The sequence below is a fragment of the Streptomyces sp. MJM8645 genome (genome assembly GCF_001625365.1).
In the GTDB taxonomy this organism is placed as follows: Bacteria; Actinomycetota; Actinomycetes; order Streptomycetales; family Streptomycetaceae; genus Kitasatospora.
In genome coordinates this window covers 173,249-198,921 of sequence record NZ_LJJF01000003.1, presented here as the reverse complement: position 1 = coordinate 198,921, position 25,673 = coordinate 173,249, and the positions used below count along the sequence as shown (strand labels likewise).

30 protein-coding genes and 2 pseudogenes are annotated in these 25,673 nt (G+C 71.9%); 10 read left to right on the top strand and 22 right to left on the bottom strand.

Annotated features, from left to right (window positions below; all coding sequences use genetic code 11):
- Positions 1 to 567 precede the first annotated feature (567 nt).
- The 4 genes and pseudogenes from A6F73_RS43810 to A6F73_RS37995 all read right to left on the bottom strand — a co-directional run.
- Positions 568 to 628: pseudogene (locus A6F73_RS43810) on the bottom strand (hypothetical protein); the annotation flags it as partial.
- A 51-nt stretch (positions 629 to 679) separates the two neighbouring features.
- Positions 680 to 2,047, bottom strand: coding sequence for an FAD-binding protein (locus A6F73_RS38005; protein WP_279634987.1), 1,368 nt, complete (start codon positions 2,045 to 2,047; stop codon positions 680 to 682).
- A gap of 388 nt (positions 2,048 to 2,435) precedes the next feature.
- The gene (locus tag A6F73_RS38000) at positions 2,436 to 3,995 is read right to left on the bottom strand and encodes an NAD(P)/FAD-dependent oxidoreductase (RefSeq protein WP_063350785.1); all 1,560 of its coding nucleotides are present in this window, start codon (positions 3,993 to 3,995) and stop codon (positions 2,436 to 2,438) included.
- 17 nt (positions 3,996 to 4,012) lie between these two features.
- Positions 4,013 to 4,900, bottom strand: a complete 888-nt coding sequence (locus tag A6F73_RS37995) for a class I SAM-dependent methyltransferase (RefSeq protein WP_063350786.1) — start codon at positions 4,898 to 4,900, stop codon at positions 4,013 to 4,015.
- A 758-nt stretch (positions 4,901 to 5,658) separates the two neighbouring features.
- Between A6F73_RS37995 and A6F73_RS37990 the strand changes: the two genes are divergently transcribed.
- Genes A6F73_RS37990 through A6F73_RS37980 form a run of 3 tightly spaced genes read left to right on the top strand, consistent with a single transcriptional unit; the run spans position 5,659 to position 7,672 of the window.
- Positions 5,659 to 5,919 carry a hypothetical protein gene (locus tag A6F73_RS37990; RefSeq protein ID WP_063350787.1) on the top strand — a complete coding sequence of 87 codons (261 nt, stop codon included), beginning with the start codon at positions 5,659 to 5,661 and terminating at the stop codon, positions 5,917 to 5,919.
- Positions 5,920 to 5,936: 17 nt separating this feature from the next.
- A complete protein-coding gene (locus A6F73_RS37985; RefSeq protein WP_063350788.1) occupies positions 5,937 to 6,920 on the top strand; it encodes a beta-ketoacyl-ACP synthase 3 in 984 nt (327 codons plus the stop codon).
- On the top strand, positions 6,917 to 7,672 hold the full coding sequence (locus tag A6F73_RS37980) for an SDR family NAD(P)-dependent oxidoreductase (protein ID WP_063350789.1): 756 nt from the start codon (positions 6,917 to 6,919) through the stop codon (positions 7,670 to 7,672). The genes A6F73_RS37985 and A6F73_RS37980 overlap by 4 nt, the downstream gene beginning before the upstream one ends.
- A gap of 170 nt (positions 7,673 to 7,842) precedes the next feature.
- Here the strand turns inward: A6F73_RS37980 and tpx are convergent, their stop codons facing one another.
- The 7 genes and pseudogenes from tpx to A6F73_RS37945 all read right to left on the bottom strand — a co-directional run bounded on the left by tpx (position 7,843) and on the right by A6F73_RS37945 (position 12,841).
- On the bottom strand, positions 7,843 to 8,343 hold the full coding sequence (gene tpx, locus A6F73_RS37975) for a thiol peroxidase (RefSeq protein ID WP_063350790.1): 501 nt from the start codon (positions 8,341 to 8,343) through the stop codon (positions 7,843 to 7,845).
- Positions 8,344 to 8,574: 231 nt separating this feature from the next.
- Entirely contained in the window at positions 8,575 to 9,057 is a 483-nt protein-coding gene (locus A6F73_RS37970) for a hypothetical protein (protein WP_063350791.1), read from the bottom strand.
- Between the two features lie 11 nt (positions 9,058 to 9,068).
- A complete protein-coding gene (locus tag A6F73_RS37965) occupies positions 9,069 to 9,683 on the bottom strand; it encodes a hypothetical protein (protein WP_159398585.1) in 615 nt (204 codons plus the stop codon).
- Positions 9,680 to 11,407 carry an alpha/beta hydrolase gene (locus tag A6F73_RS37960; protein WP_063350793.1) on the bottom strand — a complete coding sequence of 576 codons (1,728 nt, stop codon included), beginning with the start codon at positions 11,405 to 11,407 and terminating at the stop codon, positions 9,680 to 9,682. The genes A6F73_RS37965 and A6F73_RS37960 overlap by 4 nt, the downstream gene beginning before the upstream one ends.
- Entirely contained in the window at positions 11,407 to 11,796 is a 390-nt protein-coding gene (locus tag A6F73_RS37955; RefSeq protein ID WP_063350794.1) for a type VII secretion target, read from the bottom strand. The genes A6F73_RS37960 and A6F73_RS37955 overlap by 1 nt, the downstream gene beginning before the upstream one ends.
- Positions 11,797 to 12,074: 278 nt before the next feature.
- Positions 12,075 to 12,284 (bottom strand): annotated as a pseudogene (locus A6F73_RS37950) (SAM-dependent methyltransferase); the annotation flags it as partial.
- Positions 12,285 to 12,295: 11 nt separating this feature from the next.
- Positions 12,296 to 12,841: a hypothetical protein gene (locus A6F73_RS37945; RefSeq protein ID WP_063351699.1), complete on the bottom strand. Its 546-nt coding sequence runs from the start codon at positions 12,839 to 12,841 to the stop codon at positions 12,296 to 12,298.
- Between the two features lie 187 nt (positions 12,842 to 13,028).
- On the opposite strand from A6F73_RS37945, the gene A6F73_RS37940 reads away from it, so the two are divergent.
- Both A6F73_RS37940 and A6F73_RS37935 read left to right on the top strand, forming a co-directional pair.
- Positions 13,029 to 13,616, top strand: coding sequence for a PadR family transcriptional regulator (locus A6F73_RS37940; RefSeq protein WP_063350796.1), 588 nt, complete (start codon positions 13,029 to 13,031; stop codon positions 13,614 to 13,616).
- On the top strand, positions 13,609 to 15,327 hold the full coding sequence (locus tag A6F73_RS37935; protein ID WP_079136164.1) for an FAD-dependent monooxygenase: 1,719 nt from the start codon (positions 13,609 to 13,611) through the stop codon (positions 15,325 to 15,327). Before A6F73_RS37940 ends, A6F73_RS37935 begins: the two co-directional genes overlap by 8 nt.
- Before the next feature lie 241 nt (positions 15,328 to 15,568).
- Here the strand turns inward: A6F73_RS37935 and A6F73_RS37930 are convergent, their stop codons facing one another.
- Together A6F73_RS37930 and A6F73_RS37925 are read right to left on the bottom strand one after the other, a co-directional pair.
- Positions 15,569 to 16,234 (bottom strand): SDR family oxidoreductase, encoded by a 666-nt coding sequence (locus A6F73_RS37930; protein ID WP_063351701.1) that lies wholly within the window; start codon positions 16,232 to 16,234, stop codon positions 15,569 to 15,571.
- A 204-nt stretch (positions 16,235 to 16,438) separates the two neighbouring features.
- Positions 16,439 to 17,002 (bottom strand): YbaK/EbsC family protein, encoded by a 564-nt coding sequence (locus tag A6F73_RS37925; protein ID WP_079136165.1) that lies wholly within the window; start codon positions 17,000 to 17,002, stop codon positions 16,439 to 16,441.
- Between the two features lie 118 nt (positions 17,003 to 17,120).
- Here A6F73_RS37925 and A6F73_RS37920 point away from each other — a divergent pair, with 118 nt between their 5' ends.
- Complete coding sequence (locus A6F73_RS37920; protein ID WP_079136166.1) at positions 17,121 to 18,008, top strand: fructosamine kinase family protein; 888 nt, start codon at positions 17,121 to 17,123, stop codon at positions 18,006 to 18,008.
- Positions 18,009 to 18,047: 39 nt separating this feature from the next.
- Here A6F73_RS37920 and A6F73_RS37915 read toward each other — a convergent pair whose 3' ends face one another.
- The 3 genes from A6F73_RS37915 to A6F73_RS37905 are packed head-to-tail and all read right to left on the bottom strand — an operon-like array spanning position 18,048 to position 20,012.
- Positions 18,048 to 18,539 (bottom strand): cupin domain-containing protein, encoded by a 492-nt coding sequence (locus A6F73_RS37915; protein WP_063350797.1) that lies wholly within the window; start codon positions 18,537 to 18,539, stop codon positions 18,048 to 18,050.
- Positions 18,532 to 19,422, bottom strand: a complete 891-nt coding sequence (locus A6F73_RS37910; RefSeq protein WP_063350798.1) for an NAD(P)H-binding protein — start codon at positions 19,420 to 19,422, stop codon at positions 18,532 to 18,534. Before A6F73_RS37910 ends, A6F73_RS37915 begins: the two co-directional genes overlap by 8 nt.
- Positions 19,419 to 20,012, bottom strand: a complete 594-nt coding sequence (locus A6F73_RS37905; RefSeq protein WP_063350799.1) for a PadR family transcriptional regulator — start codon at positions 20,010 to 20,012, stop codon at positions 19,419 to 19,421. The genes A6F73_RS37910 and A6F73_RS37905 overlap by 4 nt, the downstream gene beginning before the upstream one ends.
- 335 nt (positions 20,013 to 20,347) lie before the next feature.
- Between A6F73_RS37905 and A6F73_RS37900 the strand changes: the two genes are divergently transcribed.
- Positions 20,348 to 20,737 (top strand): hypothetical protein, encoded by a 390-nt coding sequence (locus tag A6F73_RS37900; protein WP_159398756.1) that lies wholly within the window; start codon positions 20,348 to 20,350, stop codon positions 20,735 to 20,737.
- A 147-nt stretch (positions 20,738 to 20,884) separates the two neighbouring features.
- On the opposite strand, the gene A6F73_RS43805 is transcribed toward A6F73_RS37900, so the two are convergent.
- Genes A6F73_RS43805 through A6F73_RS37885 form a run of 3 tightly spaced genes read right to left on the bottom strand, consistent with a single transcriptional unit; the run spans position 20,885 to position 22,298 of the window.
- A complete protein-coding gene (locus tag A6F73_RS43805; protein WP_063353002.1) occupies positions 20,885 to 21,145 on the bottom strand; it encodes a DUF397 domain-containing protein in 261 nt (86 codons plus the stop codon).
- Between the two features lie 55 nt (positions 21,146 to 21,200).
- On the bottom strand, positions 21,201 to 21,410 hold the full coding sequence (locus A6F73_RS37890) for a DUF397 domain-containing protein (RefSeq protein ID WP_063353001.1): 210 nt from the start codon (positions 21,408 to 21,410) through the stop codon (positions 21,201 to 21,203).
- Positions 21,411 to 21,434: 24 nt separating this feature from the next.
- A complete protein-coding gene (locus A6F73_RS37885; RefSeq protein ID WP_063353000.1) occupies positions 21,435 to 22,298 on the bottom strand; it encodes a helix-turn-helix transcriptional regulator in 864 nt (287 codons plus the stop codon).
- A 262-nt stretch (positions 22,299 to 22,560) separates the two neighbouring features.
- On the opposite strand from A6F73_RS37885, the gene A6F73_RS37880 reads away from it, so the two are divergent.
- The 3 genes from A6F73_RS37880 to A6F73_RS37870 are packed head-to-tail and all read left to right on the top strand — an operon-like array spanning position 22,561 to position 23,545.
- Complete coding sequence (locus tag A6F73_RS37880) at positions 22,561 to 23,001, top strand: ATP-binding protein (RefSeq protein ID WP_079136664.1); 441 nt, start codon at positions 22,561 to 22,563, stop codon at positions 22,999 to 23,001.
- The gene (locus A6F73_RS37875) at positions 22,998 to 23,354 is read left to right on the top strand and encodes a hypothetical protein (RefSeq protein ID WP_063352999.1); all 357 of its coding nucleotides are present in this window, start codon (positions 22,998 to 23,000) and stop codon (positions 23,352 to 23,354) included. The genes A6F73_RS37880 and A6F73_RS37875 overlap by 4 nt, the downstream gene beginning before the upstream one ends.
- A complete protein-coding gene (locus tag A6F73_RS37870) occupies positions 23,351 to 23,545 on the top strand; it encodes a hypothetical protein (RefSeq protein WP_063352998.1) in 195 nt (64 codons plus the stop codon). The genes A6F73_RS37875 and A6F73_RS37870 overlap by 4 nt, the downstream gene beginning before the upstream one ends.
- Before the next feature lie 67 nt (positions 23,546 to 23,612).
- Here A6F73_RS37870 and A6F73_RS37865 read toward each other — a convergent pair whose 3' ends face one another.
- The 3 genes from A6F73_RS37865 to A6F73_RS37855 all read right to left on the bottom strand — a co-directional run bounded on the left by A6F73_RS37865 (position 23,613) and on the right by A6F73_RS37855 (position 25,621).
- Positions 23,613 to 24,191 (bottom strand): maleylpyruvate isomerase N-terminal domain-containing protein, encoded by a 579-nt coding sequence (locus A6F73_RS37865; protein ID WP_244293874.1) that lies wholly within the window; start codon positions 24,189 to 24,191, stop codon positions 23,613 to 23,615.
- A 286-nt stretch (positions 24,192 to 24,477) separates the two neighbouring features.
- The gene (locus A6F73_RS37860) at positions 24,478 to 25,020 is read right to left on the bottom strand and encodes a DUF1707 domain-containing protein (protein WP_063353024.1); all 543 of its coding nucleotides are present in this window, start codon (positions 25,018 to 25,020) and stop codon (positions 24,478 to 24,480) included.
- Between the two features lie 118 nt (positions 25,021 to 25,138).
- Positions 25,139 to 25,621 carry a hypothetical protein gene (locus A6F73_RS37855; RefSeq protein WP_063352997.1) on the bottom strand — a complete coding sequence of 161 codons (483 nt, stop codon included), beginning with the start codon at positions 25,619 to 25,621 and terminating at the stop codon, positions 25,139 to 25,141.
- Positions 25,622 to 25,673 lie beyond the last annotated feature (52 nt).

Sequence of the window (25,673 nt, the reverse complement as noted above, 5' to 3'; positions counted from 1 at the left end):
TTTGTTTTTTTGCTGGCTTGTTTTGTCTGTCTGGGATTTGGGCCTTCGGCTTGCGGTCTGTGGTTTGCCGATTGTGGCTTGTGTTTGTGGTTTGCTTGTTGGTTTGTTTTGTTGTGTGTCTGCGTGTTTTATTGGTGTATTTCTGTGGTTCTGTGTCGGGCGTGTGTGTTCTTGTTTCTGTGCTTGTTGTGGGTCTGTGTCGGTGGGGGTGCTGCGCCTGTGCGCCTGTGGGTCGATGCCTGCGCTTGCGGGTCGATGCCTGTGTGTTTGTGCTTGTGCTGCTGTGTGTCTGTGTGTCTGGTGTTTTCTGTTTGTGCGCCCGCCGGCCTGTGGTCTGTGTCGGTGTTTGTGCGCTCGTGGCTGTGGTCTGTGTCGGTGTTTGTGTGCTCGTGGGCTGGGTCTGTGTCGGTGTTTGCGGGCTTGTGGTCTGTGGTTTGTGTTTGTTGTTTGAGGGTTTGTTTGCTGGTTTGTTTTATTGCCGTGTCGTGCCGTGCCGTGTCTGTGGTTTGTGTCTGTGTCTGCGTGTCTGCTGTGTGTGTCTGTCCGCGCCTGCGGTTGTCCGTGTTGTTAGGGGAAGATGTTTTGGCCGGGGGTGAGGGTGTGGGTGGGGTCGTATTTGTGTTTGGTGTTGGTGAGGTTGGTCCATTGGGGGCCGTAGTGGTTTTTCCAGTCGGTGGGGTCATGTGGGGGATGGCGCCGACGAGGTAGCGTTTGGCGCCGAGGGTGGTGGCGTGGTCGTAGAGGGTGCGGTTGTGGGTGAGTTGGGTGGTGGGGTTGGTGCCTGGGTGGGGGAAGGTGAGGAGGTCGAAGAGGTAGGTGGTGGGTTCGTTTGGGGTGATGGCGTAGGGGTGGGTGAGTTTGTTGGTGGGGAAGGGGTAGAAGAGGAGGAGGCCTTGGCCGAGGGTTGGGGGGTGATGAGGGGGGTGGCGTAGGTGATGAAGTTGGCGGCTTGGGTGGCGGGGATGAAGAGGCTGAGCCAGGGTTTGGGTTGGTTCCAGTAGCCGAGGTTTTTGAGGTTTTGGGTCCAGGTGTCGGCGCGGTAGGTGTATTCGCGGTAGGTCTGGTCGGTGGTGGTGGTTTGGTCGGGGAGGTTGGGGTTGAGTCCGGTGAGGAGGGGTGTGGGGTTGGGGGGTGTGGTGCCGTTGTAGTAGGTGGCGGTTTCGATTTTGTAGAGGGGGGTGGTGTTTTGTTGGGGGATGATTTCGCCGATTTGGGTGTGGAAGCGGCCGTCGTTGAGGATGGTTTGTTGGTCGGTGAGGTAGGTGGTGAGGTTGTTGTAGTAGAGGTTGAAGACGAGGGCGCGTTGGGGGGCGGGGATGAGTTTGATGGTGGCGCGGATGATGATGCCGAATTGTCCGGCGCCGGCGAGGGCGGCGTGGAAGAGGTCGGGGTTTTTGGTGGGGGTGGCGGTGAGGAGGTGGCCGGTGCCGGTGATGATGTCGATGGATTCGACGGTGTCGGCTTGGAGGCCGTGTTTTTGGACGGTGTTGCCGATGCCGCCGATGCTGATGGTGCCGCCGATGGAGAGGTGGAGGTAGTCGGTGAGGCAGGGTGGGGTGAGGCCTTGGTTGAGGGTGGCGTCGGTGAGTTGGGCCCAGGTGACGCCGGCGTCGACGGTGGCGTTGGTGGGGGTGATGGTGTGGATGCGGTTGAGGGTGCGGGCGTCGATGCTGATGCCGCCGTTGGGGGAGGCCTGGCCGTAGTTGGAGTGTGATTCGAGGTCGTTGTCGGTGCCGCTTTGGCCGTTCATGGCGACTTTGAGGCCGTTGTGGCGGGCGTAGTTGATGATTTTGATGATGTCCTGGTCGGAGCCGGGTTTGAGGACGGCGTGGGGGGTGTTGGTGGTGAGGCGGCCGAAGTCGTGGCTGAATTCGGTGAGGGTGGTGGTGTCGGTGGTGAGGGTGCCGTCGAGGGTGGGGACGGGGCAGTGGTTGTGGGTGGTGGGGGTGTTGGTGGTGGCCCAGGTGCGGGTGGTGGTGTTGAAGGCGGTGATGAGGGCGGTGGTGGCGGTGGTGGTGAGGATGGTGCGTCGGGTGGGGTTGGTCATGCGGGGGTTTCCTGTTCCGGGTAGGGGTGGGTGTTCGGGTGGTGTGTGTTTGTTCGTGGGTGGGTGTCTGATGGTGTGACGGCTGCGGGTTGGGTGGCTGGTTGGTGGTCTGGTGGTGGTTAGTGTGTGAGGGCGGGTGGGTGGGTCCTGTGGGGTGGGCGGCCTGCTGGGTCCGTGCAGGTGTTCGGTTGTTGGTTGTGTGTCCGGTTCGGTTTCCGGTGGGGTGTTCTGGGGTGTGGGCCGGCCGGGCGGCGGGGTCCGTGGGTGGGCGGGTGCCGCCCGGCCGTGTTGGGTGTGCCTGTGTGGTTGTGTGCGTGCCCCCGCGTGTGTGCCCCTGCGTGCCCCCGCGTGTGTGCCCGTGTGTGTCCGGGTGTGTGCGTGTGGGGGGTTAGGGGGTGGTGTGGGTGACGGTGGCGCGTTGGTAGTTGAGGAGGTCGAAGCGGCGGGTCTGGCGGCGGAAGCGGTAGGTGTAGGTGGGCCAGATGGAGGGGTTGTTGCCGTGGTGGTCGGTGTACCAGCTCTGGCAGCCGCCGGCGTTCCAGACGGTGTTCTTCAGGCGGTCGGTGAGGGTCTGGTTGTAGGCGTTCTGGGCTTCGGGGCGGATCTCGACGGAGGTGATGCCGAGTTTGTCGATGGTTTTGAGGGCGTCGACGATGTAGGCGATCTGGGCTTCGATCATGACGGTCTGGGAGGAGTGGCCCAGGGTGGTGTTGGGGCCCAGGAGCATGAAGAGGTTGGGGAAGCCGTGGATGGTGGTGCCGCGGTGGGCTTTCATGCCGTGGGTGTGCCAGGTGTCGCGCAGGGTGGTTCCGTCGCGGCCGTGGATGCGGCGGGCGACGGGGCGGTCGGTGGCGGTGAAGCCGGTGGCCAGGATGATGGTGTCGACGGTGCGGGTGGTGCCGTCGGCGGTGGTGATGTGGGTGGGGCCGATGTCGGTGATGGTGTCGGAGACGATGTCGACGTTGGGCTGCTGGATGGCGGGGTACCAGGTGTTGGAGAACAGGAGGCGTTTGCAGCCGACGGTGTAGTCGGGGGTCAGGCGCTTGCGCAGGCCGGGGTCGGGGACGGATTTCTTGAGGTGGCCGGCGGCCATGTTCTTCATGCCGGTGGTGCGGGTGGGGCGGGACATGAAGAACGCGACGATCTCGCGGCCGTTCTTGTTGAAGGCGCGGCGGAAGCGCTGGTAGCCGGGCAGGTGGCGCAGCATCCAGGTGTGGCGGGGGGTGTTGGGCTTGTCGGGTTTGTGGGCGACCCAGGGGGGGGTTCGCTGGTAGAGGTCGAGGCGGGCGACCTGGTTCTGGATGGCGGGGACGAACTGGATGGCGGAGGCGCCGGTGCCGATGACGGCGACGTTGCGGCCGGTGAGGTCGTGGTCGTGGCGCCAGCGGGCGGAGTGGAAGAGGGTGCCGGTGAAGGTGTCCAGGCCGGGCAGGTCGGGGACGGCGGGCTCGGAGAGGTAGCCGGTGCCGGTGACGAGGATCTGCGCGGTGTAGCGGCCGTGGGTGGTGTGGATGCGCCAGTGGCGGTGGTCGGCGTCCCAGTGGGCGTCGAGGAGTTCGTGGCCGTAGCGCAGGTGGGGTTCGACGCCGAAGCGCTGCGCGGTGTCCTTGAGGTAGGCGTGGACTTCGGCCTGGGTGGCGAAGGTGGACTTCCACTGCGGGTTGCGGGCGAAGGAGAAGGAGTAGAGGTGGGCCTGGACGTCGCAGGCGCAGCCGGGGTAGGTGTTGTCGCGCCAGGTGCCGCCGAGGTCGGTGGCGCGTTCGAAGACGAGGAAGTCGTTGGTGCCGCTCTGCAGGAGGCGGATCGCGGTGCCCAGGCCGGAGATGCCGGCGCCGATGATGGCGACTTTGAGGTGGCGTACGGCGGTGGTGTCGGGGTGGGTGGTGGCGCCGGCGGGTTCGGGCTGGTCGGCGCCGGAGGGGGCGGGGTGTTCGGCGGTGGTGGTCATGGCCGGGGTGTCCCCTTTCAGGCGCGGCGGGTGAGGGTGACGCGGAAGTTGTTGAAGATGTGGTCTTCGAGGGTGTAGGCGAAGATGTCGAGGTAGCGCTCGAAGCGCTGGACGGTGGTCTCGTCGGCCATGGCGACGGCTTCGTCGCGGCGGGCGGCCAGGAGCTGGAGCCAGGCGCGGCAGGCGCGGGCGAAGGACTCGGGTTCGTTGCGGATCTCGGTGACCTCGAAGAGGCCGTCGAGGCCGGCGGCGAGTTCGGGCAGGCGCGGGATGTGGCAGCCCTCGAACTCCTCGCGCTGGAGGAACTTGAGGTCGTCCAGGAGCTGGCGGCGCAGCGGGGGGTTCTCGACGGTCATGGTGTGCAGGACGAAGCGGGCGCCGGGCTTGAGCAGGGAGTGGACCTGCTTGAAGAAGACGCGGTAGCGCTGGGTGCGCTCCTTGGGGGTGAGGGAGGAGAGCACGAAGTGTTCGAGGGCGTTGATGCAGAACGCGGCGTCGTAGGGCTCGCCGTCGGCCTTGTGGTCCTCCCAGCTCTCCACGCGGGCGTGGATGGCGGGGTTGTCGAGGGCGGCGACGAAGTCGGCCTGGGTGCGGGAGAGGGTGACGCCGACGGCCTGCTGGACGCCGTGGACGGTGGTGAGGCGGTTGAGCATGGTGCCCCAGCCGCAGCCGATGTCCAGGACCTTGGCTTTGCCGGCGGCCTGGGCGAGGTCGGTGAAGACGTCGAGCTTGCGTTCCTGGGCCTCGTCGAGGGTGGCGACGAGGTCCTCGCCGTCCTCCCAGTAGCCGCCGGAGTACATCATGGTGGGGCCCAGGATGAGGCGGTAGAGGTCGTTGCCGACCTCGTAGTGGTGGCGGATCGCGTCGACGTCGGGGTTGATGGAGCGGGTCTCGGCGGTGGTCATGCGGGTGTGCCCCTGTTCTGGTGGCGGATCGGATGGACCGGATTGGGCCGGGCTCGGCCGGGCCGGACTGGACTGGGCCGGACTGGACTGGGCCGGGTGGTGCGGGTGTCCGGTGGTGCGGGTGTCCGTGGTGCGCGGCGCCGGGTGGTGCCTTTCCCCGCGTGGACGGCCGTTGCGGTGGCGGTGGCCGCTCTCGTCGTCTGCGGACGGGAGCGCCGGTGAGGGCGGCCGGGTCCGTGCGGTGTGAACGGCCGTGCGGGCCGGGGTGGTCGGGGTGTGTCCGTGCTTGCCTACGGTCGCCCTCCCGCCCCGGCGGGTGCGGCCTGCGGCGCGGTGCGGTGCGGTGGCCTCGGTGCGGGTGCGGTGGCCTCGGTGCTGTGCGGTGCGGTGCGGGTGCGGTGTCCGCGTCGCGGTGCGGTGCGGTGCGAGGTGGTGGGTGTCGTGCGTGTGGGTGCGGTGTCTCGGGTCAGGTAAGCGCGTGTCTCGCAAGCGGTGCGCAAGCGTGGGCGCAGGGCCGGGGTTGCGGGGCGTTTGCGTGGGGGTGGGTTTCATGCGGTTTCGACAAGACACGCGGCCCCCACGGCCTTCCCGGGTTTTTCCCCGGGGGGTTTTCGGGTTCCGTCGCGGTGCGTTCCGTGGCCTGTGGGCGGCGGGGGGCGCGGTGGCGGTGTCCGTGATCCTCCCGGGGTGTCCGGGTCTGTTCTGCCTCATCACGTGTTGGCGCCCGTTCCGGGGCGTCCAGGAAGGAACGATCACTCATGTCCGACATCCCCACCATCGAGGACCTGGCCGCGCAGTTGCAGGCGGTGTCCGGGGCGCAGGAGATCGACGCGGACGCGGCGCTGCAGCACATCGCGGACGTGGACTCGCTGGATCTGATGGAGTGGCTGTACGGGTTCCAGAACCAGTACCCGCACATTCCGGCGGACGAGTCGCTGTTCGCGGACATCGACGACACGACGACGCTGCGGGTGGTGCACGAGCGGATCCTGGCGCTCGTGGGCCAGGCCGGCGTCTGAGCGCGGGGCACTGCTCGATGAGCGGCTTCGACATCACCGGGTGGGGGATCTCCGTCCCCGAGCGCGTGGTGACCAGCGTGGAGCTGGCGGAGCGTTTCGGTGTGGACGAGCACTGGATCGTCTCCAGGTGCGGGATCCGGGAACGGCGGGCGGTCGGGGCGGGGCAGAGCACCGCGTCGATGGCGGTGGAAGCCGGACGCCGGGCGCTGGAGCGGGCGGGGCTGTCGGGTGCGGACATCGCGCACCTGATCGTGGCGACGGCGACGCCGGAGCAGCCCTCGCCGGCGACGTCGGCGTTCGTCCACGACGCGCTGAAGATCGCGGGCAGCGCGCACGACGTGAACTCCGAGTGCGCGGGGTTCGTGTACGCGCTGGTGACGGCGGTGGGTCTGCTGCACATGGACCCGCGCCCGATCCTGGTGATCGGTTCGGACACCCACACGCTGACCGCGAACCCGGCGGACCGGGACCTGTCGATCCTGGTGGGTGACGGGGCCGGTGCGGTGGTCCTGCAGCCCGGCCCGGTGGAGCGGGTCCTGGCGTGGAACCTGGGCGCGGACGGCTCGTGCAAGGACAGCCTGAAGGTCCTGGCGGGGGGCTCGCGGATGCCCACCACCGAGGAGACGGTGCGCCAGGGCTTGCACTACGCGCAGATCAACGGCAACGAGATCTACCTGAACGCGGTGCGCTACACGGTGCGCACGATCCGCGAGACGCTGGAGCAGGCGAAGCTGACGCCGGCGGACGTGGACCACGTGGTGCCGCACCAGGCGAACATCCGGATCATCAACTCGGTGCTCGCCCACACCGGGATTCCCGCGGACCGTCTGGTGGCGAATCTCGACCGGTACGGCAACACCGCTTCGGCGTCGATCCCCATCGCGCTGGCGGAGGCGCTGGACGCCGGGCGCATCCAGGACGGCGACACGGTGCTGCTGGCCGGGTTCGGTGCCGGGATGACGTGGGGTTCGGTCCTGCTGACGTGGGGAGGGGCGCGGTGAGCGGCAAGGGCGCCTTCGGGCAGCGGCCCGACTCCCCGGTGGCGCTGGTCACCGGCGCCTCGGGGGGTCTGGGTCGGGAGCTGGCGCTGGCGCTGGACGCGGCCGGGTGCCGGGTCGCGGTGCACTACAACAGCGCCCGCCAGGCCGCCGAGGAGGTGGCGGGCAAGCTGGCCGGCGACCACGTCCTGGTCACCGGCGACGTCGCGGACTACGCGCAGGTCACCGCGATGTACGAGCGGATCACCGAGGCGCTGGGCCCGGTGGACGTGCTCGTCAACAACGGGGCGGTGCGCAAGGACGCGCTGATGGCCATGCAGAACCCGGTCGAGTGGCGGCAGGTGATCGACACGAACCTGGTCGGTTCCTTCCACACCGCGCGGGTGTGCGTGCCGGCGATGCTGCGGGCCCGCTGGGGCAGGGTGGTCAACATCGTCTCCCCGTCCGCGCTGATCGCCACCGCCGGGCAGACCGCCTACGCGGCGTCCAAGGCGGGGCTGATCGGGCTGACCCGCACGCTGGCGGCGGAGTGCGGGCGCCGGGGGGTGACGGTGAACGCGCTGTCGCCCGGGTTCATGATCACGGGGATGACGGACACCCTGCCCGAGCACGTGATCGCCGGGATGCGGGAGAAGGTGCCGGTGCCGCGGTTCGTCACCCCGCAGGAGGTCGCCCGTTCCATCGGGCTCTTCCTCGACCAGGACTGCATGACCGGACAGGTCATCAGCATCGACTCGGGAGCCTCCATCACCTGACCCGCCCCCGGCCCCGCCCGCTCCCCTTCCCGGCCCGCCCCCCAGGTGAAGACCTCAGGGGCGGGCCGGGCCGCGTGCGCAGGCAGCCCGACCGGGGCCGACCGGGGCCGACGGGGCCGACGGGGGCCGACCGGGGCCGGCGTCCCGTGGCGGGGCCTGGGCGAGGACGGCTAGGCGAGGACGGCGAGCGCGGCCTCGTAGTTCGGCTCGTCGGCGATCTCCGCGACCAGCTCGGTGTGCAGGACGGTGTCGTTCTCGTCCAGGACGACGACGGCGCGGGCGGTCAGCCCCGCCAGCGGGCCGTCGGCCAGGGCCACGCCGTAGTTCTCGTGGAAGTCGCGTCCGCGCAGGGTGGACAGGGTCCGGACGCTGTCCAGGCCCTCGGCGCCGCAGAAGCGGGCCTGCGCGAACGGCAGGTCGGCGGAGATGCACAGCACCACGGTGTTGGCCAGCGAGCCGGCCTTGGCGTTGAAGGTGCGCACCGAGGTGGCGCAGGTGGGGGTGTCGATGCTGGGGAAGATGTTGAGGACCTTGCGCTTGCCGGCGAAGTCCTGCAGCGAGGTGTCGGCGAGTCCCTCGCCGACCAGCGTGAACGCCGGGGCCTGGCTGCCGGCCTGGGGCAGCGCGCCGCCGACCTGGACCGGGTTCCCCTTCAGCGTGACCTGAGCCATGAAAAGCCTCCTACCAGCGGTGGAATGTGGTGACAACGCCGCCGATCCTACTGCGCGCCCCCGGCCCCGGACGCCGGGTGGCCACCTCTCGGACACGGGAGGGCCCCCGGGTGCCCGCGCCGCTGTGCCCGCCGCCGCGCCTGCCGGCGGGTCTGCCGGCGGGTCTGCCGGTGCGTCTGCCTGCGGGTCTACCAGTGTGCCTGCCGGCGGGTCTGGCGGTGCGTCTGCCGGTCAGGCGGACCAGAACGGGTCGTCGTGGCGGGGCAGGACGTCCAGGTTGCCATTGGGCAGGGTCGGTTCGGGCACGTAGGTGCCGAAGGGGTCGCGGTCGCGGATGACGGGGATGGGGCCGACGGTGGCCTGGAAGGCGATGTTCCCGGCGGCGCCGAACAGCACGGCGACGCCGTATCCGGCGGGCGTGGTGGCGAACATGGCGGGCTGGCGGGGGTTGACGGCGGTGATCCGGTAGCCGCGGGCCTGCCAGCCGCGTTCGGTGACGCCCAGCAGCGCCCCGTACCTGGCGGGGGCGACCCTGGTGGTGACGTGCCGCTCGCGGGTGGCGGTGGCGTAGCCCAGGGAGCGGTCCTGGAGGCCGCCGGTGGTCTGCTCGGTGGAGCGCGGCCAGCCGTCCCAGTGGCGCAGCGGGGGGCGGATGGCGGACATCGCCTCGTCGAGGAGCGCGTCGAGGGCGTGGACGGCCTGTTCGGGGGTCATGGGGGCGGCTTTCAGTGTGACCAGAACGGGTCGTCGTCCGTGGGGATGACGTCGAGGTTGCCGTTGGCCATCACGGGGTCGGGGGTGGGGGTGCCGAACGGGTCGCGGTCGCGGATGACGGGGATGTGGCCGCCGCCGGAGGCCTGGAGGGTGATGTTGCCGGCGGCGCCGAACAGCATCGCGACGGAGGATCCGTCCCCGGTGGCGGCGAACAGGGCCGGCTGGTTGGGGTTGACCGAGGTGATCTTGTACCCCTTGGCTTTCCAGTCGCGTTCGGCCATGTCCATCAGGGCGGTGTACTTGGCCTTGGAGACCTTGGTCATGATGTGGCGGTCGCGGGTGGCGATGGCATAGCCCTTGGAGTGGTCGTCGATGCCCCCGCTCTGTTCGGTGGAGCGCGGCCAGCCGTCCCAGTGGCGCAGCGGCGGCTGGATGCCGGAGAGCGCCTCGTCCAGGAGCGCGTCGAGTTTCTGGACGGCCTGTTCGGGTGTGGTGAGGGACTGGGGTGCCGGGTGCTCGTCGCCCACGCCCGCGCCCGCGCCCGTGTGCCCGCAGGCCGTCAGGGCGAGTGCCAGCGTGGCGGCCGTGAGGCCGAGCCGTCGTGCGGTCGGGGTTGCCATGTTCATCGGCCTTCCTGCCGTGTCACGGCGTCGTACCTGCCGGCCACGATCTGGCCGATGTTGTTGATCGACTCCGCGGTCGCGGTGTCGGAGGAGCTGTTCATGTAGTTGGAGTGGGAGTCCAGGGACAGGGACTTGCCGTCGGGGACCGCGAACCGGTTGGCGCCGAAGTCCTTGCTGGCCGGGTCCTGGCCGAACCAGAGCTGGTTGTCGGGGGCGAACGTCTCGTAGAGGTCGTCGGCGACGGGGCCCAGGACGGGGCCCAGGACCACGTCGGTGGCGACCCGGCCCTTGGCCGGCAGGTGGCTGACCGGGTCGTTCTCGGCGTCGCCGACCCACACGTGGTGGGGGTCGATGTGCAGTTGGGAGGCCTTGTCGGCGCCGGTGCCGGGGGAGCCGACCAGGATGATGTCGTCGGCGCCGGTGCCGCCGGGCAGCTGCGCGCCCAGGCCCACCGTGGTGGAGCCGTAGCTGTGGGCGAGGGCGACCAGGTGCGCGGGCGCTCCCTCGTGGGTGGCGCGCAGTCCGGCCATGAACGTGTCGTAGGCGGCGCCGCCCTTGGCGGCGCGGTCGGTGCCCATCACCTCCAGGGGCCGGGGGTCCCCGTCGAGGACCTTCTCCAGTCCGGGCGGCGGGTCGTAGCCGAGCCAGATCATGGAGGCGACCTCGGCACCGGAGTCGGCGATGTGGGCGGCGTTCCACACGTTCAGGGCCCGGTCGGCGTCCTTGCCGCCGACGGAGGACAGCTTGGTGCCCAGCCCCGGCACGTAGGCGCTGACGTTCTTCGCGGTGTCGGGGTTGCCGAAGGACAGGATGCCGCGGCCCTGGCCCTGTTCGCCGACGCCCAGCAGGAACGCGGGCGGCTGCCGGCCGTTCTGCACGTTCAGCTTGTCCCGGATCGCGCGGAAGCCCTCCAGTTTCTGCTTCTCGTCGTCCGACGGGTTCGGCTTGTGCTCGTAGGTGTCGATCAGGTGCGCCAGGTTGAGGCGGTTGGCCTGGTCGCGGGCGGTGGCGGGGATGCCGTCGCGCATGCCCAGCAGGTCGGGGTGGGCCTGGAGCAGGCGCTGCTGCTCGTCCGGGGTCAGGCCCTTCCACCAGGAGTTGACCTCGGTGGGGGCGGCGCCGGCGGCCGGCCAGCCGGCCGCCATCAGGCCGGTGCCGAGCTCGTCGACGGCCTTGCGGTCGGCGCCGGCCTGCGCCAGGTCCAGTCCGGTGCCGGTGCGGGCCCGCACCGTCAGGTCGTCCAGCAGCTTGGCGATCTTCTGGTCGGCGCCGTCGGCCTCGGTGACGGCGTGGGAGATGCGATCCGCCAGCGCCCTGGCCCGCTGCGGCGTGTCGTACCCGGGGTCGTGGCGTTCGGCCTGCGAGGGCGCCGGCCAGCTGACCGTGCCGTCCTCGGCGACCGTCAGCCCCGCGCCCTGCGCCTCCTGGAGGGCCTCCTTCAGCTTCGACTGCGCCAGCTGGAAGCTCTCCGAGGCCTCGCGCAGCAGCCCCGACACCGCCGACATCTCGGTGTGCGCGGCATCCAGGCGCCCGCTGGTGCGCTGCAGCGAGGCGTTGGCGGCGCCGGCCGCGGTGCCGACCCACTGGCTGTTGAAGACGTGCTTGGTGACCTCGGTGTTCATCGCCTGGACGTGCTTGCCGAACGCGCCGGCCAGGGTGTCGTAGGCGCCGGCGGCGCCGGCCAGGCCGGACAGGTCCGCGTCGCGCAGCTGGGCCAGGGTGACCATCAGTTCACCGCCGGCGCGTAGGGCCCGGCGCCGGGCGCCTTGAGGGCGCCGGCGTTGCCCGAGTCGGTGCCGCGGTAGTTGCCCGCGGTCTGGCCCAGCTTCAGGCTCACCCCGTCCACCTCCGAGGCCAGCTTGTTCAGGCACTCCTCCCACGCCGCCGTGCAGGCGTGCAGCGACGCCCCGGTGCGCCAGCCCGACAGCGCCGCGACCGCCGTGTCGGAGGGCTCGTGGATGTGCTTGAGCTCGCCCGGCATCGCCTCACCGGTGTCCTTGGCGACCTTCGCCGCCGCGTCCAGGTCCGCCGGGTTCACCCCGAACAGCGGCCCGCCCGCCGGCGGACCGTAGGGCCCGTACAGGCCCGGCCCGTCGGAGCCCGCGTACGCGTTCATGGATCCCGTCCCCCCGCTGGTCGACCGACTGCTGTGCCCGCTTGGGGCCGCCCCGGGGCCCGCACCCGGGGCCGCGGCCGGGCTCGCGGCCGGGGTCCCGTGCGGGCATGCGAAACCGCACGCTTGTACGGTTCGCGTCGAAGCATGGCGAAAATAGCAGATCAGCCCACCGGCGCAGGCCCGGTGACGGCCTGGCGGCGGGCTTTCGGTGCCCGCGTCCCGGCGGTGGCGCCCCGTCACCCGGGCCCGGGTCGGGGCGGTCGGGCGGTGGCGCGGGTCTACGGCTGCGGTGGTCGGGCGGCGATGAAGACGAGTTCGCGGCCCGGCCGGTCGGGGGCGTCGCGGACCTCGCGCAGGATGAAGCCGTGTGCGGCCAAGTCCGCCTCCACCTCGCCGCGTTGGCGAAAGCGCAGGGTGGAGGTGGAGGTGGGCTGCTGCCCGTCGGCGGCGAACACGCAGGTCCGCCGGAAGGTCACCGGGGCCGGCCCGGCCGGGCGGTTCAGGGGGTGGGGTCCGCCGGCCCGGCGGGGGAGGGCCAGGGGTGGGCGGGGTCCTCGGTGATCCGTACCTGCTGCGGGGCGTTGCGGGGGAAGGTCCAGATCCGTCCCAGGGTGCTGGTGGCGGTCACCGTGGTGTCGTCGAGGGTGACGTCGGCGAACGGGTTGGAGGAGCAGGAGATCGCGAGCCACTCCAGGGTGTTCTCGTCGTCGTCGCGGGTCAGCGCGACCCAGCCGATGCTGCCGTGCTCGGACGCCTCGCCGGCGAGGGCGCGGCTGCCGGCGTGGGTGCTGGTGGCGAACGTCGTGTCGACGTCCGTCCAGTCGGTGGGGGTCCACGCGGTGGCCCGCAGCAGTTCCCCCCAACTCCACTGCTGGGCCCGCGGGTCGTGGCGCCGGCCGGCGGGGGAGAACCGCATGAGCTGCATCACCGACAGTGACCCGTCGCCGAACATGATGAAGTCCCCGTGGGGCGCCTCGCGGGCGCGCCAGCGCTCATGGACCAGGCCGGACCGGGGTCGCGCGTCGTCAAAAGCCACGCCCGCCATGATCGCACCCGGCAGCGCCCCGGCAACGGCCGGGCCCGAACTCCCCTGCACCGCAAGGCCGGTGCGGCGCCGCGCCGCGGCGGGCGACTCGGACCACCCCTTCCACATACTCGGATCCGAGTAGTACGATCCGAGTATCACCAGCCCCGGCCCCGACCCGGGCCCCCGCGTGCGACCACGGAGTGCCATGACCGCCAAACGACCCGCCAACCCCCTGGCCCTCGCCCTGCTCGGCCTGCTCCTCGAACAGCCCCTGCACCCCCACGCCATGGCCACCACCCTGCGCGAGCGCCACCTCGACCAGGCCTTCAAACTGACCACCGGTTCGCTCTACGACACGGTGCGCGCCCTGGCCCGCGACGGCTGGATCGAGGCCACCGACACCGAACAAGTCGGCGCGCGCCCCGCCCGCACCGTCTACCGCCACACCCCCCAGGGCCGCCAGTACTTCACCCAGTGGCTGGACGAACTCATCCGCGAACCCTCCCGCGAATACCCGAAATTCCTGTCCGCCGTCAGCTACCTCGGCGCCCTGGGACCGCACCGCGCCGCCCAGGCCCTGCGCGAACGGGCCGCCGCCCTGCAGACCCGCATCACCGAGAGCGAACAGGCCCACCACAGCGCCACCCGCGAACACCACGCCCCCCGACTGTTCGTCATCGAGGCCGAGTACGCCCACGCCATGCTGCACGCCGAACGCCAATGGGTGCTGCGCACCGCCGAGGAGATCGAACAGGGCACCCTGGCCTGGCCGGAGGCCGCCCCCGATGCCTGACACCCCCACACCCGCTCCCTTACCCGCCTCCGGCGCCGCGCCCGCCCCCGCGCCGGCCCGTACCGGACAGCGCCTACCCGCCGCCGAGGCCGCCGCAGCCACCGGAGCCGCCAGCGCCGCCGGGGCCGGCGACGCGGACGTCCTGGTCGTCGGCGCCGGCCCCGCCGGCCTGATGCTGGCCTGCGAACTGGCCCTGGCCCGCGTGCGCACCGTGCTCCTGGAACGCGACCCGTCCCCGCCCGGCTTCTGCCGCGGCTTCAATCTCAACGCCCGCAGCCTGGAACTGCTGGAACGCCGCGGCCTGGCCGAGCGCCTCCTCGCCGAAGGCCCCACCGTGGCGACCACCGCGTTCACCGCACAGGCCCGCCTCGACCTCGCCGCCATGCGCACCCGCCACCCCTACGTCCTGGGCATCGCCCAGACCAGGGTGGAGGAGATCCTCACCGAACACGCCCGCCACCTGGGCGTGCGCATCCTGCGTGGCCACCGCCTGAGCGCCCTCGACCTCGACGACGACGGCGTCCACGCCCACACCGACACCCCCGACGGCCCCGCGCTGCTGCGCGCCGGCTGGCTGGCCGGCTGCGACGGCGGCCGCAGCACCGTGCGCGGACTCGCCGCCATCGCCTTCCCCGGCACCCCCGCCCGCCGCTTCACCCTGCTCGCGGACGTGGTCCTGACCGACCCCCGGCAGATCCCCTTCGGCGTGAACACGGGCGAGAACGGCACCGTGTTCGCCATCCCCAGGCCCGGTTACGTCCGCCTGCTCACCGCCGACCCCCACCCGCCCCGGGACCGGCACGAACCGCTCACCCTGCCCCGCTTCCAGCAGGCACTGGACCACGCCCTGGGCCGCCGCGTCCCGATCGCCCGCGCCCACTGGCTGACCCGCTTCGGCGACGCCGCCCGCCTGGCCGAACGGCTGCGCCGGGGCCGGGTGCTGCTGGCCGGGGACGCCGCCCACATCCACCCGCCCGCCGGCGCCATCGGCGTCAACGCCGCCATCGACGACGCGATGAACCTCGGCTGGAAACTCGCCCTCGTCGCCCGCGGTCAAGCCCCCGAAACCCTCCTGGACACCTACCACAGCGAACGGCACGCGGCCGGCGCCAGGCTGCTGCGCAACACCCGCGCCCAGGCGCTGCTCGCCGGCGACGACGAGGAACTCGCGCCGGTGCGCGACCTGCTCGCCGAACTCGCGCAGGCCAAGGAGACGGCCGGCCCCCTGGCCGAGGAGATCACCGGCATCGCCACCCGCTACCCGGCCCCCCACGGCAGCGGCCACCCCTGGGAGGGCGCGATGGTCCCGGACATCCCCCTGCAGCACGGCTCCCTGCAACACGGCACTGTGCAGCACGGCACTGTGCAGCACGGCACTGTGCAAGACGGCACCCTCCAACACGGCGCCCTGATACCGCTGCTGGCCCGCACCGGCGCCGGCGCCCTGCTCCTGGAGGACACCACCGCGGCCGAGGCGCTGCGCGCGGCGGCCGCCCCCTGGGCGGACCGGGTGAGCGCGGCGACGGTGCGGCCCGGCGCCCTGCCCGACACGCCCGCGGTGCTGGTGCGCCCGGACGGCCACGCCGCCTGGACCGCACCGCCCACCGCACCGCCCCGGGCCGCCGCCGAACAGCTGCGCGCGGCCCTGCACCTGTGGTTCGGGCCGGCGGCGGTGCCGGTGCCGGTGCCGGGGGCGCCCGGCCTCCCGTAGTGCCGCGCGGGGTCCGGGCGCTCCGGCGCTCCGGCCGTGTGCCGCCGGTGCGCCGCTGGGCGAACCGGCGGTGGTGCGCGAGGCGTTGACGGCGTCCGCGGCACAGGTGTCCGCTGTGCCGAGAGGCCCGTCCCGCCCGCCCGCCGTCCCGCCCGCCGGGGCAGCCCCGCGGCTGCCCGGGGCGGCGGGTCGCCCGGGCCCGGGTACGGCCTGCGCGCGGTGCGGCCACCGGCTGGGGCCGCTACAGGTTGACGCCGCCGGTGACGTCGATCTTGGTGTCGGTGGTCCAGCGGGCGTCGTCGGAGGCGAGGAAGGCGACCGCGTCGGCGATGTCCGGTACCTGGCCGATCCGGCCGAGGGCGGTCAGGGCGGGGTTGCGTTCCAGGTTCGCCGGGTCGGCCAGCACGTCGGCGGTCATGTCGGTGCGGGTGAGTCCGGCGACGACGGAGTTGACGGTGATGTTGCGGGAGGAGATGTTGATGATCCGGCCGCTGTCGCGCAGCCGTGGCAGCACCCGCTGGGTGAGGAAGAGCGGCGCCTTGACGTTGACCGCGACCATCTCGTCGAACTCCTCGGGGGTGAGGACCTCGATCGGGCGCCCCATGAGGTTGAACCCGGCGTTGTGGACCAGGATGTCGATCGCCGCTTCCCCGTGCGCGCGCAGCCCGGCCGCCGGCCCGGCCATGAGGGTGTCCACGTCGCCGGGAACGCCCAGTTCGGCGTCCACGGTGAACGCCCGGCCGCCGGCCCCGGCGATGGCCGTGGCGCTCTCCTTCGCCGCCGCCTCGTTGCTGCCGTAGTGCACGGCGGCCAGGGCGCCGTCCCGGGCCGGGCGTTCGGCGATGCCCCGCCCGATGCCCCGGCTGGTGCCGGTGACCAGCGCGACCTTCCCGCCGAGGTCTCGCATGTCCACCCCTTGATCATGTTCCGCCGAGACCCCACCGTCCGACCCGACAAGGTCGGACTCGCGCGAGTTTGACGTTCAGTCAGGCCACGCGGGGGTGACGCCCTTTCCCGGACACGGACACGGACACGGACACGGACGCGGACGCGCACGCCTCGGCCCCAGGCCGGCGGGCCGTCGCCCGAGCCGGTCCCGCCACCGCCGGGCTCAGGCGGCCAGGCCGGGGAGGACCTCGGCGCCGGGCAGCCGGGCCGCCGCCCAGCCGGGGAGGATCAGCTTGCCCCGCCGCCGCCCGCTGCCGATGAGCACGTGCGGGGCGGCGGCCACCGCCTCGTCGACCAGCAGCGGCCAGCCGCCCGGCAGGCCGACGGCGGTGATGCCGCCGTACTCCATGCCGGTGGCGGCGACGGCGACGTCCACCGGCGCGAAGGAGGCCTTGCGCGCGCCCAGGTGCCTGCGCACGGCGGTGTTGACGTCCAGGCGGGTGTCGGCGCGCACCAGGCAGGCGGCCAGGGTGACGTCGCCGCCGCGTTTGGCGGCGACCACCACGCAGTTCGCGGAGAGCTCCAACGGCACGTCGTAGGCCTGGCAGAACACCGCGGTGTCCGCCTTGTCGGGGTCGGTGTCCACGTACAGCACGGATCCGGCCCACCCGTGCGCGTCCGCGTTCGTCAAGGCGTCGGTGACGGGGGCGGCGAGGTCGTCGCAGACCTCGATCGCCGCGCGGACGAGGGTGAAGTTCCCAAACGGGGCGCGCACGTTCTCGTTCATGAAACGGACTGTACCGCGCCCCCGGCAGGCCTGGCGCGGGCCCTGCCGCTGCCCCTGGGGCGGCGAAATCCGGTGCCAGCCGGAGTCGGTGGCGCCGGGCGCGGGGAAGGGGCCCGCCATGGAAGATCTTGCACAGAACATCGATGAGGCGGCCGCCGGACAGGACGGTCCGCCGCCGCACCTGCTCCCCGGCCCGCCGGCGCACGCGGTGCGCCTGGCCGGCGGCGCCGCGAACACCGTCTGGCTGGTCACCCTGGCCGACGGCGGACGCATGGTGGTGAAATCCACCCCGGCACTGGCCCCCGACGCGTACGCGAAAGAGGCCCGGGGCCTGCAAGCCCTGCGCACCCACGGCGCCCTGCCGACCCCGCGGGTGCCGGCCCTGCACCCGGACGGCCTGGTCCTGGAAGCCCTCGAACAGCCGCCCGCGCACGACACCGCCTTCTGGGAACGCGCCGCACACGCGCTGGCCGGCCTGCACACCACCACCGGACAGCGCTTCGGCTGGGCCGAGGACGGCTGGCTCGGCCGCCTGGCACAGCGCAACCCCTGGACCCAGGACGGACACGAGTTCTTCGCCCGCCACCGCCTGCTGCGCTACCTCGACGAACCCCTGGCACGCCAGGCACTCGGACCCCGGGGCCGCGCCGACCTGGAACGCATCTGCAACCGGCTGCCCCAACTCCTCCCCGCCGCACCGCCCGTCCTCACCCACGGCGACCTGTGGCACGCCAACATCCTCGCCCGCCCGCACGCGGCACCGGCGTTCATCGACCCGGCGGTGTGCTGGACATGGGCGGAGACGGACCTGAGCATGATGTTCTGCACCGGCGGCGTCCCCGCCCGCTTCTTCGACGCCTACCGCGAACACCACCCCCTCACCGACGGCTGGCAGCACCGCATGCGACTGCTCCACCTGCGCGAACAGCTCAGCTGCGCCGCCCACTTCGGCGCACGCGACGGCCACACCGGCGACCTCCTCGACGTGCTGCGCACCTACCGGTAGCGCGGCCGCCCGTCCGGCCCGGCGCCCGCTGCGCCGTCCTCAGCGGCCTTCTCGTCTGTGGTGGTCCTGCGGTGCGTCGGGGACCAGTTCCTGGTCGTAGCGGGCCAGGAGGGTCTGCATCGTCCGGCGGTCGGGGCGGCCGCCGGCGGCGAGGGCGGCGGCCTCGATGAAGAACTCCTCGAAGCCGGCCGGGGTCAGCGTCACCAGGATCGTGGCGGGGGTGTCGCCGATCGCGGTGAAGGAGTGCGGGTGGGTGCGCGGGACGTGCAGGAAGCCGCCGGGGCCCGCCTCGGTGGTGTGCTCGTCGCACCGCAGGCGGAACGCGCCGCTGACGACGTAGAACGTCTCGTCGTGGCCGCGGTGCAGGTGCAGCGGTGCGCCCTGGCCGGGTTCGAAGGTGGACTCCAGGACGGCGATCGATCCGCCGCTCTGGGCGCCCGCGAGTTTGACGACGTACGGGCTGCCCGGCACGTGGTGGCGCCCGCCGTGTCCGGGGGCCAGGGCGACGGGTTCGCGGTGGGGGTCAGCCACGGCCGGGCCCCTCGCCGGGCTCCTCGCCGGGTTCCCTGGTGAACTCCTTGCGGTGGCGTTCGGCCCAGGCCCGGAACGGTGTCGCCGCGCGGCCGGTGAGCTGCTGGACCGCGGGCGTGACGGTCGCGGCGAACGGTTCGAGGGAGGCGGCGCGCAGTGCCATGACCGCGTCGGCGGTCTCCGGGCGCAGGCCGTGGTCCAGGAGTGCCTGGCGGGCGGCGGGGGGTGGGATCTCGGTGAAGTCCAGTGGGGTGCCCAGGACTTCGGCGAGCGTCGTGGTCATCTCGCCGGGGGTGAGGGCCTGGGGGCCGGTCAGCAGGTGGGCCCGGCCGTCGTGTCCGGGCCGGGTCAGGGCGTGGGCGGCGGCCGCGGCGATGTCGGCGGGGTCGATGACGGAGACCCGGCCGGCGGCGAACGGGGCCCGGACGGTGCGGGTCGCGCGGATCGCTCCGGCCCAGGCGAGGGTGTTGGACATGAAGCCCATCGGGCGCAGGAACGTCCATGCCAGGCCGCTGTCCTGGACGGCCTGTTCGCCCGCGCGGTGCCAGCGGGCGACGGGGTCGTCCGCGTCCGGGTCGGCGGCCCGGCCGGAGGACAGCTTGACGACGGCCTCGGCGCCGGCGCGGGCGGCCGCGGCGGCGAGGTTGGCGTCGTGGCGCGGGATGTCGGGGCCGTCGGAGAGCAGGAACACCTTGCGCACGCCCCGCAGGGCGGCGGCCAGGCTGTCCGGCTCGCCGAGGTCGGCGCCGACGACGTCCACGCCGCCTGGCAGGCGGGCCTGCTCGGGGCGGCGGGTGGCGGCGCGCACGGGGGCGCCGAGGGCGGCCAGGTGGCCGACGAGGGCGCGGCCGACGGTGCCGGTCGCGCCGGTCACGAGTATCACGGGGTCCTCCGGGTGTCCTTCGGCAGGGTGTCCTTCGGCAGGGTGTTCTTCGGCAGGGTGTTCTTGGTCAGGGTGTCGAGCAGGTCGTCGTGCCAGGCCAGGTCGGCCTTCAGGCGGGCGAGGCAGTGCTCGAAGATCCACGGTTCCAGGCCGGTCAGGTCCGGCCGGGCGGCCTCGAACTGCTCCTCGAACAGGGCCACCTGGTCGGCCACGGCCCGCCGGCGCGCGGCGACGGCCCCGGCGAGGTCCTCGTCCGTGAGGTCCGCGGTGTACTGCAGGGCCAGGTCGACCGGGTCGGGCAGCAGGCGCACCTTGCGCAGCGCCGCGTCGCGCAGGGCGGCGAGCTCCCGGCGGCCCTGGTCGGTGATCGCGTAGACGGTCCGCTCGGGCGGGTTGCCGACCTTCTCGTTGCGCACCACCTCGACCAGGCCGTCGTCGGCCATCCGGTGCAGGACGCTGTAGAGCGATCCGGGCTTGACGTCGGTCCACAGCTCGGTGCGGTCGAGCTGGGCCGCCTGGCGGATCTGGTAGCCGTGCATCGGGCCGCCCCGGGCCAGCGCGCTGAGTGCGAAGAGTCGCGAAGTGCTCACAGTGCTAGTCGAACACGACTACAGGTCATAGTCAAACGCGATTATGGGTGCGGGTGCGGGTGTGGCGTGGGAAGTCGGCCGGTCCGACTTCCCACGCCGACGGGTCCGTTGCCGGGGGCGGGCGCGACTCGGGGCGAATCGTTCCTGCGGCCCCGTTGCTCCCCGCAAGGGGCCGCCGGTACAACAGAATTGGCCGTGCCGGCGGTCTCCAACGCCTGCGCAGGGAGGTCGTGGCCACCGTGGTGCGGGTCGGGCGGGCTGGTCGGGTCGGAGCTCGCGGGCTCGGTACACCGATGGGGCCGGCGGGGCGGGTCGTCGGGCCGGACGGCATCCCCGTGGTGCTGCGGCTGTACGGACCTGTCCACGGCCTTCCGCCGGACGGCGGCGCGGCCTATTCCGACGGCTTTCCGGTCTTTCTCGTGCTCGCCGTTCTGTTCGGTGTGGTGATCCTGCTGGTCGAGGCGGTGTGGTGGGTGCGCGGGACGCCTCGCTACCGGCTGAGCGTCGAGGTCGGCGGGCCGCAGCCGCGCAGCCTCCTGCTCGGTTTCAAGTCCCGGGCGCAGGCGGAGGACTGTCGCCGGAGCCTGACCGCCGCCATCGGCGAGCACGGCGGGGAAGCGGTGCCCCGCACCCCGCAGGAGGCGGGAGGGCTGCCGGTTGCGGCCGGCCGTCGGCCCAGGGTCCCCAGGGTCCCCAAGGGCCGCAGGGCGGCGAAGGCGGACTGAAAGCGCGGGAAGTCGGCCGGTCCGACTTCCTGTGCGGAACAGCGGTTTGCTGCAGCCCGCCACTCTGCTGGGTTCGGCTCCCGCTCAGAGGCCTGGTGGATCCGCTGGGACGGGTCCTTGTCGCTCACGGTACGTAGATGCTGGGGGTCAGGCCGTGGGGAAGTCGCCGGCCTTGATTCCGGTGACGAAGGCGGACCAGGCGTCGGAGGAGAAAGCAAGCACGGGCCCGTCGGGGTCCTTGGAGTCGCGGACGCGGCCGGGGTTTGCGTCGTCGACCTCGATGCAGTTTCCCTGGTCGGCGCTGTAGCTGCTCTTGCGCCAGGAGGCGGGGTTCTGGGCGGTGTTGGTCGCGGACGATCCTCCGCAAGCTGGGTTGCGTTGCTGCCGGACGGGTTCCTTCGCGCTCACGGTACGTCACAGCCCCGGCCGTGCGGCCGGGGCTGTGACGGGGGTGGCTGGCGGGTCAGGCCGTGGGGAAGTCGCCGGCCTTGACCCCGGTGAGGAAAGCGGACCAGGCGTCGGCCGGGAAGACCAAGGCCGGGCCGCTGGGGTCCTTCGAGTCGCGGACGGCCATGCCGCCAGCGACGACGTTCCCCGCCTCGACGCACTCGTTCGCCTGTGCGCTGTAGCTGCTCTTGTACCAGCCCCGAGCGGAGATCTTCGGCTTGGTCATGCGCTCACCCTCTTGTCTGATCTCTTAACTCGCTGTCTCTGCCGCGATTGCGGTGATCATATCCAGCGACTGGGCGGGGTTCAGGGCTGACGATCGCAGGTCCTCGAAGACGAGCCCGTAGCCGTCGAGTTCTGCCTCTCGTTCCAGGTAATGGCTGCTCGTCAGATTCTCCAGAAACACTGCTCCCGAGGTAGGGGAGCCAGTGAATCCGTACATCACGAATGCCCCGCAGGCGCCAGCGGTCGGACCGATGTCGAGCGGAACCACTTGCAAGGTGACGTTGGGGAGTTGCGCCGCTTCGACGAGGTAGCCCAGTTGCGCGCGGTGTGCATCGGCGCCGCCCACCGGGCATCGGAGGGCCGGCTCCCAGATGATCGCGCAGAGTCGGGCCGGATCGGGCTTGGTCAGAACCTCCTTGCGTTCCATCCGGAGCCTGACCAACTGGTCGATGCGTTCCGGGCGGACAACAGCCGGGTTGGCCTGAAGCAGAGCGCGGGTGTAGTCCTCGGTCTGCAACAGGCCTGGCAGGACCAGTGGCTGCCAGTTCCGGATGTAGCGAGCGTCTGCTTCCAGATCGAGGAAGTCCACATAGGCGGGCGGGATCGTATCGCCGTGGTCGTGCCACCAGCCGCGCTTCTTGCTGTCGCGGGCCAGCGTCTCAAGGGAATCGCGGTCCCTCGGCTCCGTGACGCCGTACAGGTCCATCAGGACGCCGAGGTCCAGTCGGCGGATCCCGACCGCGCCGGTCTCTATCCGGCTGATCTTCGCGCGCGAGCATGCGAGCGCGGATGCGGCGTCCTCGGTGGTCCTGTTCGCTGATTCCCGGAGCCGACGGAGCTCCGACCCCAGGCGGCGGCCGCGGACGGTCGGCCTCGGTTCGTCGGTCATGCGCGATTCCTCCCTTGAACTGCCCAGTCTGCCCCGTGACGGACCGTCGGGGCCACGCGCCTCGCAAATCTGCACGGTTGCAGTCGTTCTTGTTGCAGACAGCATTGGCGCAGTGGCATGCTACAGGGAGTAGTCCATGAAAGACACAGCGTGATCTTGATGGATCGTCACCCGGGCATCCCCATGCCCGCCGACGGTCCTCGGGCCTTGCCTCACGTGCCCGGATCACGCTTTCCCGCTCCGCCGCCGAGGAGGCGTCGCCATGTCCGAAACGCTGAAGATCCCGCCCCCCGTCGCGGGGGAGTACTCCTGCTGGCTGTCGCGCCACCAGAAGTCCGTGCCCACCGCGCGGGGGCTGCTGCGCGACTTCCTCTCCGACCACCAGGGGGGCGAACTGTTCTCCGACTACTCCGGGTTGGTGCTCGGCGAACTCGTCACCAACGCCGTCCAGCACGCCCGCACCCCGTCCGACCGGCTGCTGTTCGTGCGCTTCGCCCTCTCGGCCGACGACCTGCGGATCGAGGTCCACGACGCCGACTCCCGCCAGCCCGTGCTGCGCCGCGTCAACGGGGACGAGGAATGCGGGCGGGGGCTGTGGCTGGTGTCCGAACTCGCCCTCCAATGGGGCTGCCGACCGTGCGCGGGCGGGGTCGGCAAAGCGGTGTGGGCGGTCCTCGGACCCCAGAGCGGCGCCGCCGCGTGACCACCATCGCGCCCCGCGACTACCCGCACCCGGTCACCGTCGAGATCGCCGGCGTCACCGAGACCGCCACCTTCACCCGGCTCGCCGACGCCCTGGCGGCCGTGCGCACCGCCCTGGCCCGCCTTCCCCTCGACGACGACCACGCCGCCTACCTCGCCGACCTGTTCGCCCCCGAATCCACCGCCCTCATCTCCCGCCGGCTGACCGACTTCGGCGCGCTGCGCACGATCGCCTTCGTCGGCATCCACGCCCACCCCATCCACCTGCGCCCCGCCGAAAGCCCCGCCGGCCCCGAAAGCCCCGACGGCACCGGCAGCACCGCAGACGCCGACGAGCTCCCGGACCCGAGGTGAGGCGCAGCTGCGCCCGGGTCGTGAGGTGGTGGTGCCTGCGCGGCCAGTTCTCCCTGCCCGTACGGGCGTTGAGTCCGGGGCGCCGCGCCGCCCACGCCGAGATACGGCGCTGGGCGGCCACCCCCGGAAGCGCCGAGGCCCTGCTGCGGGCCGTCGCCGACCGCGCCGCCCGCCAGGCGCCCTCGCGCTAGTTGTGCTGCGACCGGGACCGTTCGCCGCGTACGGGGGCGCCTCTCAGTCTTCCTGCGAGAGGTCTGATCACTCGGCCACCGCCGCGCGCCAGATCCATGAGGTGCGGCGGGGACGGTCTTCCAGATCGCCCCGGCCGGTGCACCAGAGGAGGACATGGGCCGGGTCACCGGGTGGAGCTTCGGGGAAGAGCCGGTGGAGTACCGCCGCGCAGAGCGGCGCCGGGGGCAGCCATGGCACGCCCAGCCCCTGGGTGATGTCGTGGGTGTGCAGGAGCACCTCGGCGACACCCATTGCCGCAAAGCCTGACGGGTCGCAAGGGCCCCAGTGCCAGGCCCGCGCCTCCGGGCTGGCCGTGGCCAGTGCACTGCCGAGCAGCCCTGCGCAGGCGGTGACGACCTGGAGCACCTCGTGTGGGGAGCTGTCCGGGCGGACGGCGAGGTCGAAGGGCAGGTAGGCGTCCGTCGGGCGTGCGGCGATCTGCCCGGCGTAGGCCAGCAGGTCATGGGCGATGTGGGCGGCCGTCGTCCAGCAGCTCCATTCCAGCGAACCTGCCGGTACCGACCAGTCCTCCGCGTCGTGCGGGCCAAGTACCCGCATCATCTCGGTCACGGCCTCGTTGACGTCTCGGCTGTCGATGTAGCGCATCCGGCGATGCTACGGCCGCGACAGGAGAGTTCATCCGTCCACGGTTGGGCTGCCGCGCTTGCGAGGGGGCGTCCGCCCCGGCGGAGGCCCTTCTCGCCGCGGATGCGTGCGCGTTCACGGCGTTGGGCGGCCAGGACGTCGGGGTTCTGGGCCCACTGGCGGATCTTGGCGCCCTTGTGGGCGGAGAGGTTGTCCACCACCGGGGGCGACCGTCACCGAATATGACGGAATCGTCAATCATGCACCGATAAAAGAGAGTTGCAACAGTAGCCCGGCCCGGGAGGCCTCATCGCCGAGCGTGGCGGACCTTCAGCCGTCCGAACCCGGTGGTCCCGGAGATCCGGATCGTGGGGCCGCCGGGGGTGGGGTGCCGCGGGGGCTTGTAGCGGGCCTCCTTCCAGCCGGCGTGCATGCCCTCGATATCGACGACCGCGTCGTGGGGCACCGTGATCCTGGCGCCGCCGGTGCCGAGTTGCAGTTCGATGTCGACGACCGGGTGCTCGAAGACCGCCCGGGACAGGTCCAGGTGCACCCTGCCGAGCGCGGAGGCGACCTTGAGGGTCCGGGGCACCCGCCAGGCGCCGCTGCGCCGGATGCGTCCCGTGGCGGCGCCGATCGTCGTCGCGGTGCCCGCGCCCGGCTCGGGGAGCGAGGCCAGGGACCGCGCGAGTGCGCCCTGCGTCCTGGCGGTGAGCGCCTGGTCGAGGCGTTCGTCCATCTCCTCGTGGGAGATGCGCCCTTGGCTGTACGCCTCTTGCAGGCGTTGCACGGCCGTGTCGCGGTCGTCGTCGCCGGCCAGGGGCGAGAGGTCTTCCGGCAGCGAGGTCACCGCCACAGCCTAGCGCCGCGCCTGCGCCGCGAGTCCGCCAAGGCCCCTGGCGGGAACGGCCGGTGCCGCGCGGAGCCGGTGCGCGCAGGATCGCGGCCCCGCGTCGGGCGGCGTGCGGTCAGCGCAGGGCGGCGAGTTCGCTGACGCGCAGGGTGGGGGTGCCCAGGAAGAGGTCGGCAGGTGCCGGGCCGTGGGCGATGTTGAGCGTGTCGAGCCGGTAGGTCCACGCGCCGTCGTGTGCGTGGGCGAAGCGGTAGTTGATCTGCCAGCGCAGCCATTGCCCGCGGGCCAGGCGCACTGCCGGGGGGCGGCGCCGTCGGCGCGGCATGCCGAAGGGCGTCGTGACGAGCTGGACCCGCAGCAGGTGGCCAGCCTCCTGGAGGAGCACGCCGGTGTCCGTGCGGGAGTCGGGTGTGCTCTCGTGCGTCAGGGAGCGGGGCCGGAAGCCGTCGGTCTCGTGCATCCGGACCTCGTGGACGAGGGGCGGTGAGCCGGGCGGCAGCGCAAAGGCGGTCGGGGCCGCGTTGCGCCGGGCGGCTTCGGGTCCGCCCCGGGACTGTCCGGTCCATGACGTGCGGACCCACTGCATCACTGTTTCCACGGGGCCGATCCTGCGGCAGGGCGGTGCCCGGGCGCCACGTCGTTTCGGCGGC

What these genes read in the sequence shown, in the direction of transcription:
- A6F73_RS38005 (WP_279634987.1), bottom strand. Translation starts at nt 2,047, where the DNA reads ATGACCAACCCCACCCGACGCACCATCCTCACCACCACCGCCACCACC.
- A6F73_RS38000 (WP_063350785.1), bottom strand. Translation starts at nt 3,995, where the DNA reads ATGACCACCACCGCCGAACACCCCGCCCCCTCCGGCGCCGACCAGCCC.
- A6F73_RS37995 (WP_063350786.1), bottom strand. Translation starts at nt 4,900, where the DNA reads ATGACCACCGCCGAGACCCGCTCCATCAACCCCGACGTCGACGCGATC.
- A6F73_RS37990 (WP_063350787.1), top strand. Translation starts at nt 5,659, where the DNA reads ATGTCCGACATCCCCACCATCGAGGACCTGGCCGCGCAGTTGCAGGCG.
- A6F73_RS37985 (WP_063350788.1), top strand. Translation starts at nt 5,937, where the DNA reads ATGAGCGGCTTCGACATCACCGGGTGGGGGATCTCCGTCCCCGAGCGC.
- tpx (WP_063350790.1), bottom strand. Translation starts at nt 8,343, where the DNA reads ATGGCTCAGGTCACGCTGAAGGGGAACCCGGTCCAGGTCGGCGGCGCG.
- A6F73_RS37970 (WP_063350791.1), bottom strand. Translation starts at nt 9,057, where the DNA reads ATGACCCCCGAACAGGCCGTCCACGCCCTCGACGCGCTCCTCGACGAG.
- A6F73_RS37965 (WP_159398585.1), bottom strand. Translation starts at nt 9,683, where the DNA reads ATGAACATGGCAACCCCGACCGCACGACGGCTCGGCCTCACGGCCGCC.
- A6F73_RS37960 (WP_063350793.1), bottom strand. Translation starts at nt 11,407, where the DNA reads ATGGTCACCCTGGCCCAGCTGCGCGACGCGGACCTGTCCGGCCTGGCC.
- A6F73_RS37955 (WP_063350794.1), bottom strand. Translation starts at nt 11,796, where the DNA reads ATGAACGCGTACGCGGGCTCCGACGGGCCGGGCCTGTACGGGCCCTAC.
- A6F73_RS37945 (WP_063351699.1), bottom strand. Translation starts at nt 12,841, where the DNA reads ATGGCGGGCGTGGCTTTTGACGACGCGCGACCCCGGTCCGGCCTGGTC.
- A6F73_RS37940 (WP_063350796.1), top strand. Translation starts at nt 13,029, where the DNA reads ATGACCGCCAAACGACCCGCCAACCCCCTGGCCCTCGCCCTGCTCGGC.
- A6F73_RS37935 (WP_079136164.1), top strand. Translation starts at nt 13,609, where the DNA reads ATGCCTGACACCCCCACACCCGCTCCCTTACCCGCCTCCGGCGCCGCG.
- A6F73_RS37930 (WP_063351701.1), bottom strand. Translation starts at nt 16,234, where the DNA reads ATGCGAGACCTCGGCGGGAAGGTCGCGCTGGTCACCGGCACCAGCCGG.
- A6F73_RS37925 (WP_079136165.1), bottom strand. Translation starts at nt 17,002, where the DNA reads ATGAACGAGAACGTGCGCGCCCCGTTTGGGAACTTCACCCTCGTCCGC.
- A6F73_RS37920 (WP_079136166.1), top strand. Translation starts at nt 17,121, where the DNA reads ATGGAAGATCTTGCACAGAACATCGATGAGGCGGCCGCCGGACAGGAC.
- A6F73_RS37890 (WP_063353001.1), bottom strand. Translation starts at nt 21,410, where the DNA reads ATGACCAAGCCGAAGATCTCCGCTCGGGGCTGGTACAAGAGCAGCTAC.
- A6F73_RS37885 (WP_063353000.1), bottom strand. Translation starts at nt 22,298, where the DNA reads ATGACCGACGAACCGAGGCCGACCGTCCGCGGCCGCCGCCTGGGGTCG.
- A6F73_RS37880 (WP_079136664.1), top strand. Translation starts at nt 22,561, where the DNA reads ATGTCCGAAACGCTGAAGATCCCGCCCCCCGTCGCGGGGGAGTACTCC.
- A6F73_RS37865 (WP_244293874.1), bottom strand. Translation starts at nt 24,191, where the DNA reads ATGCGCTACATCGACAGCCGAGACGTCAACGAGGCCGTGACCGAGATG.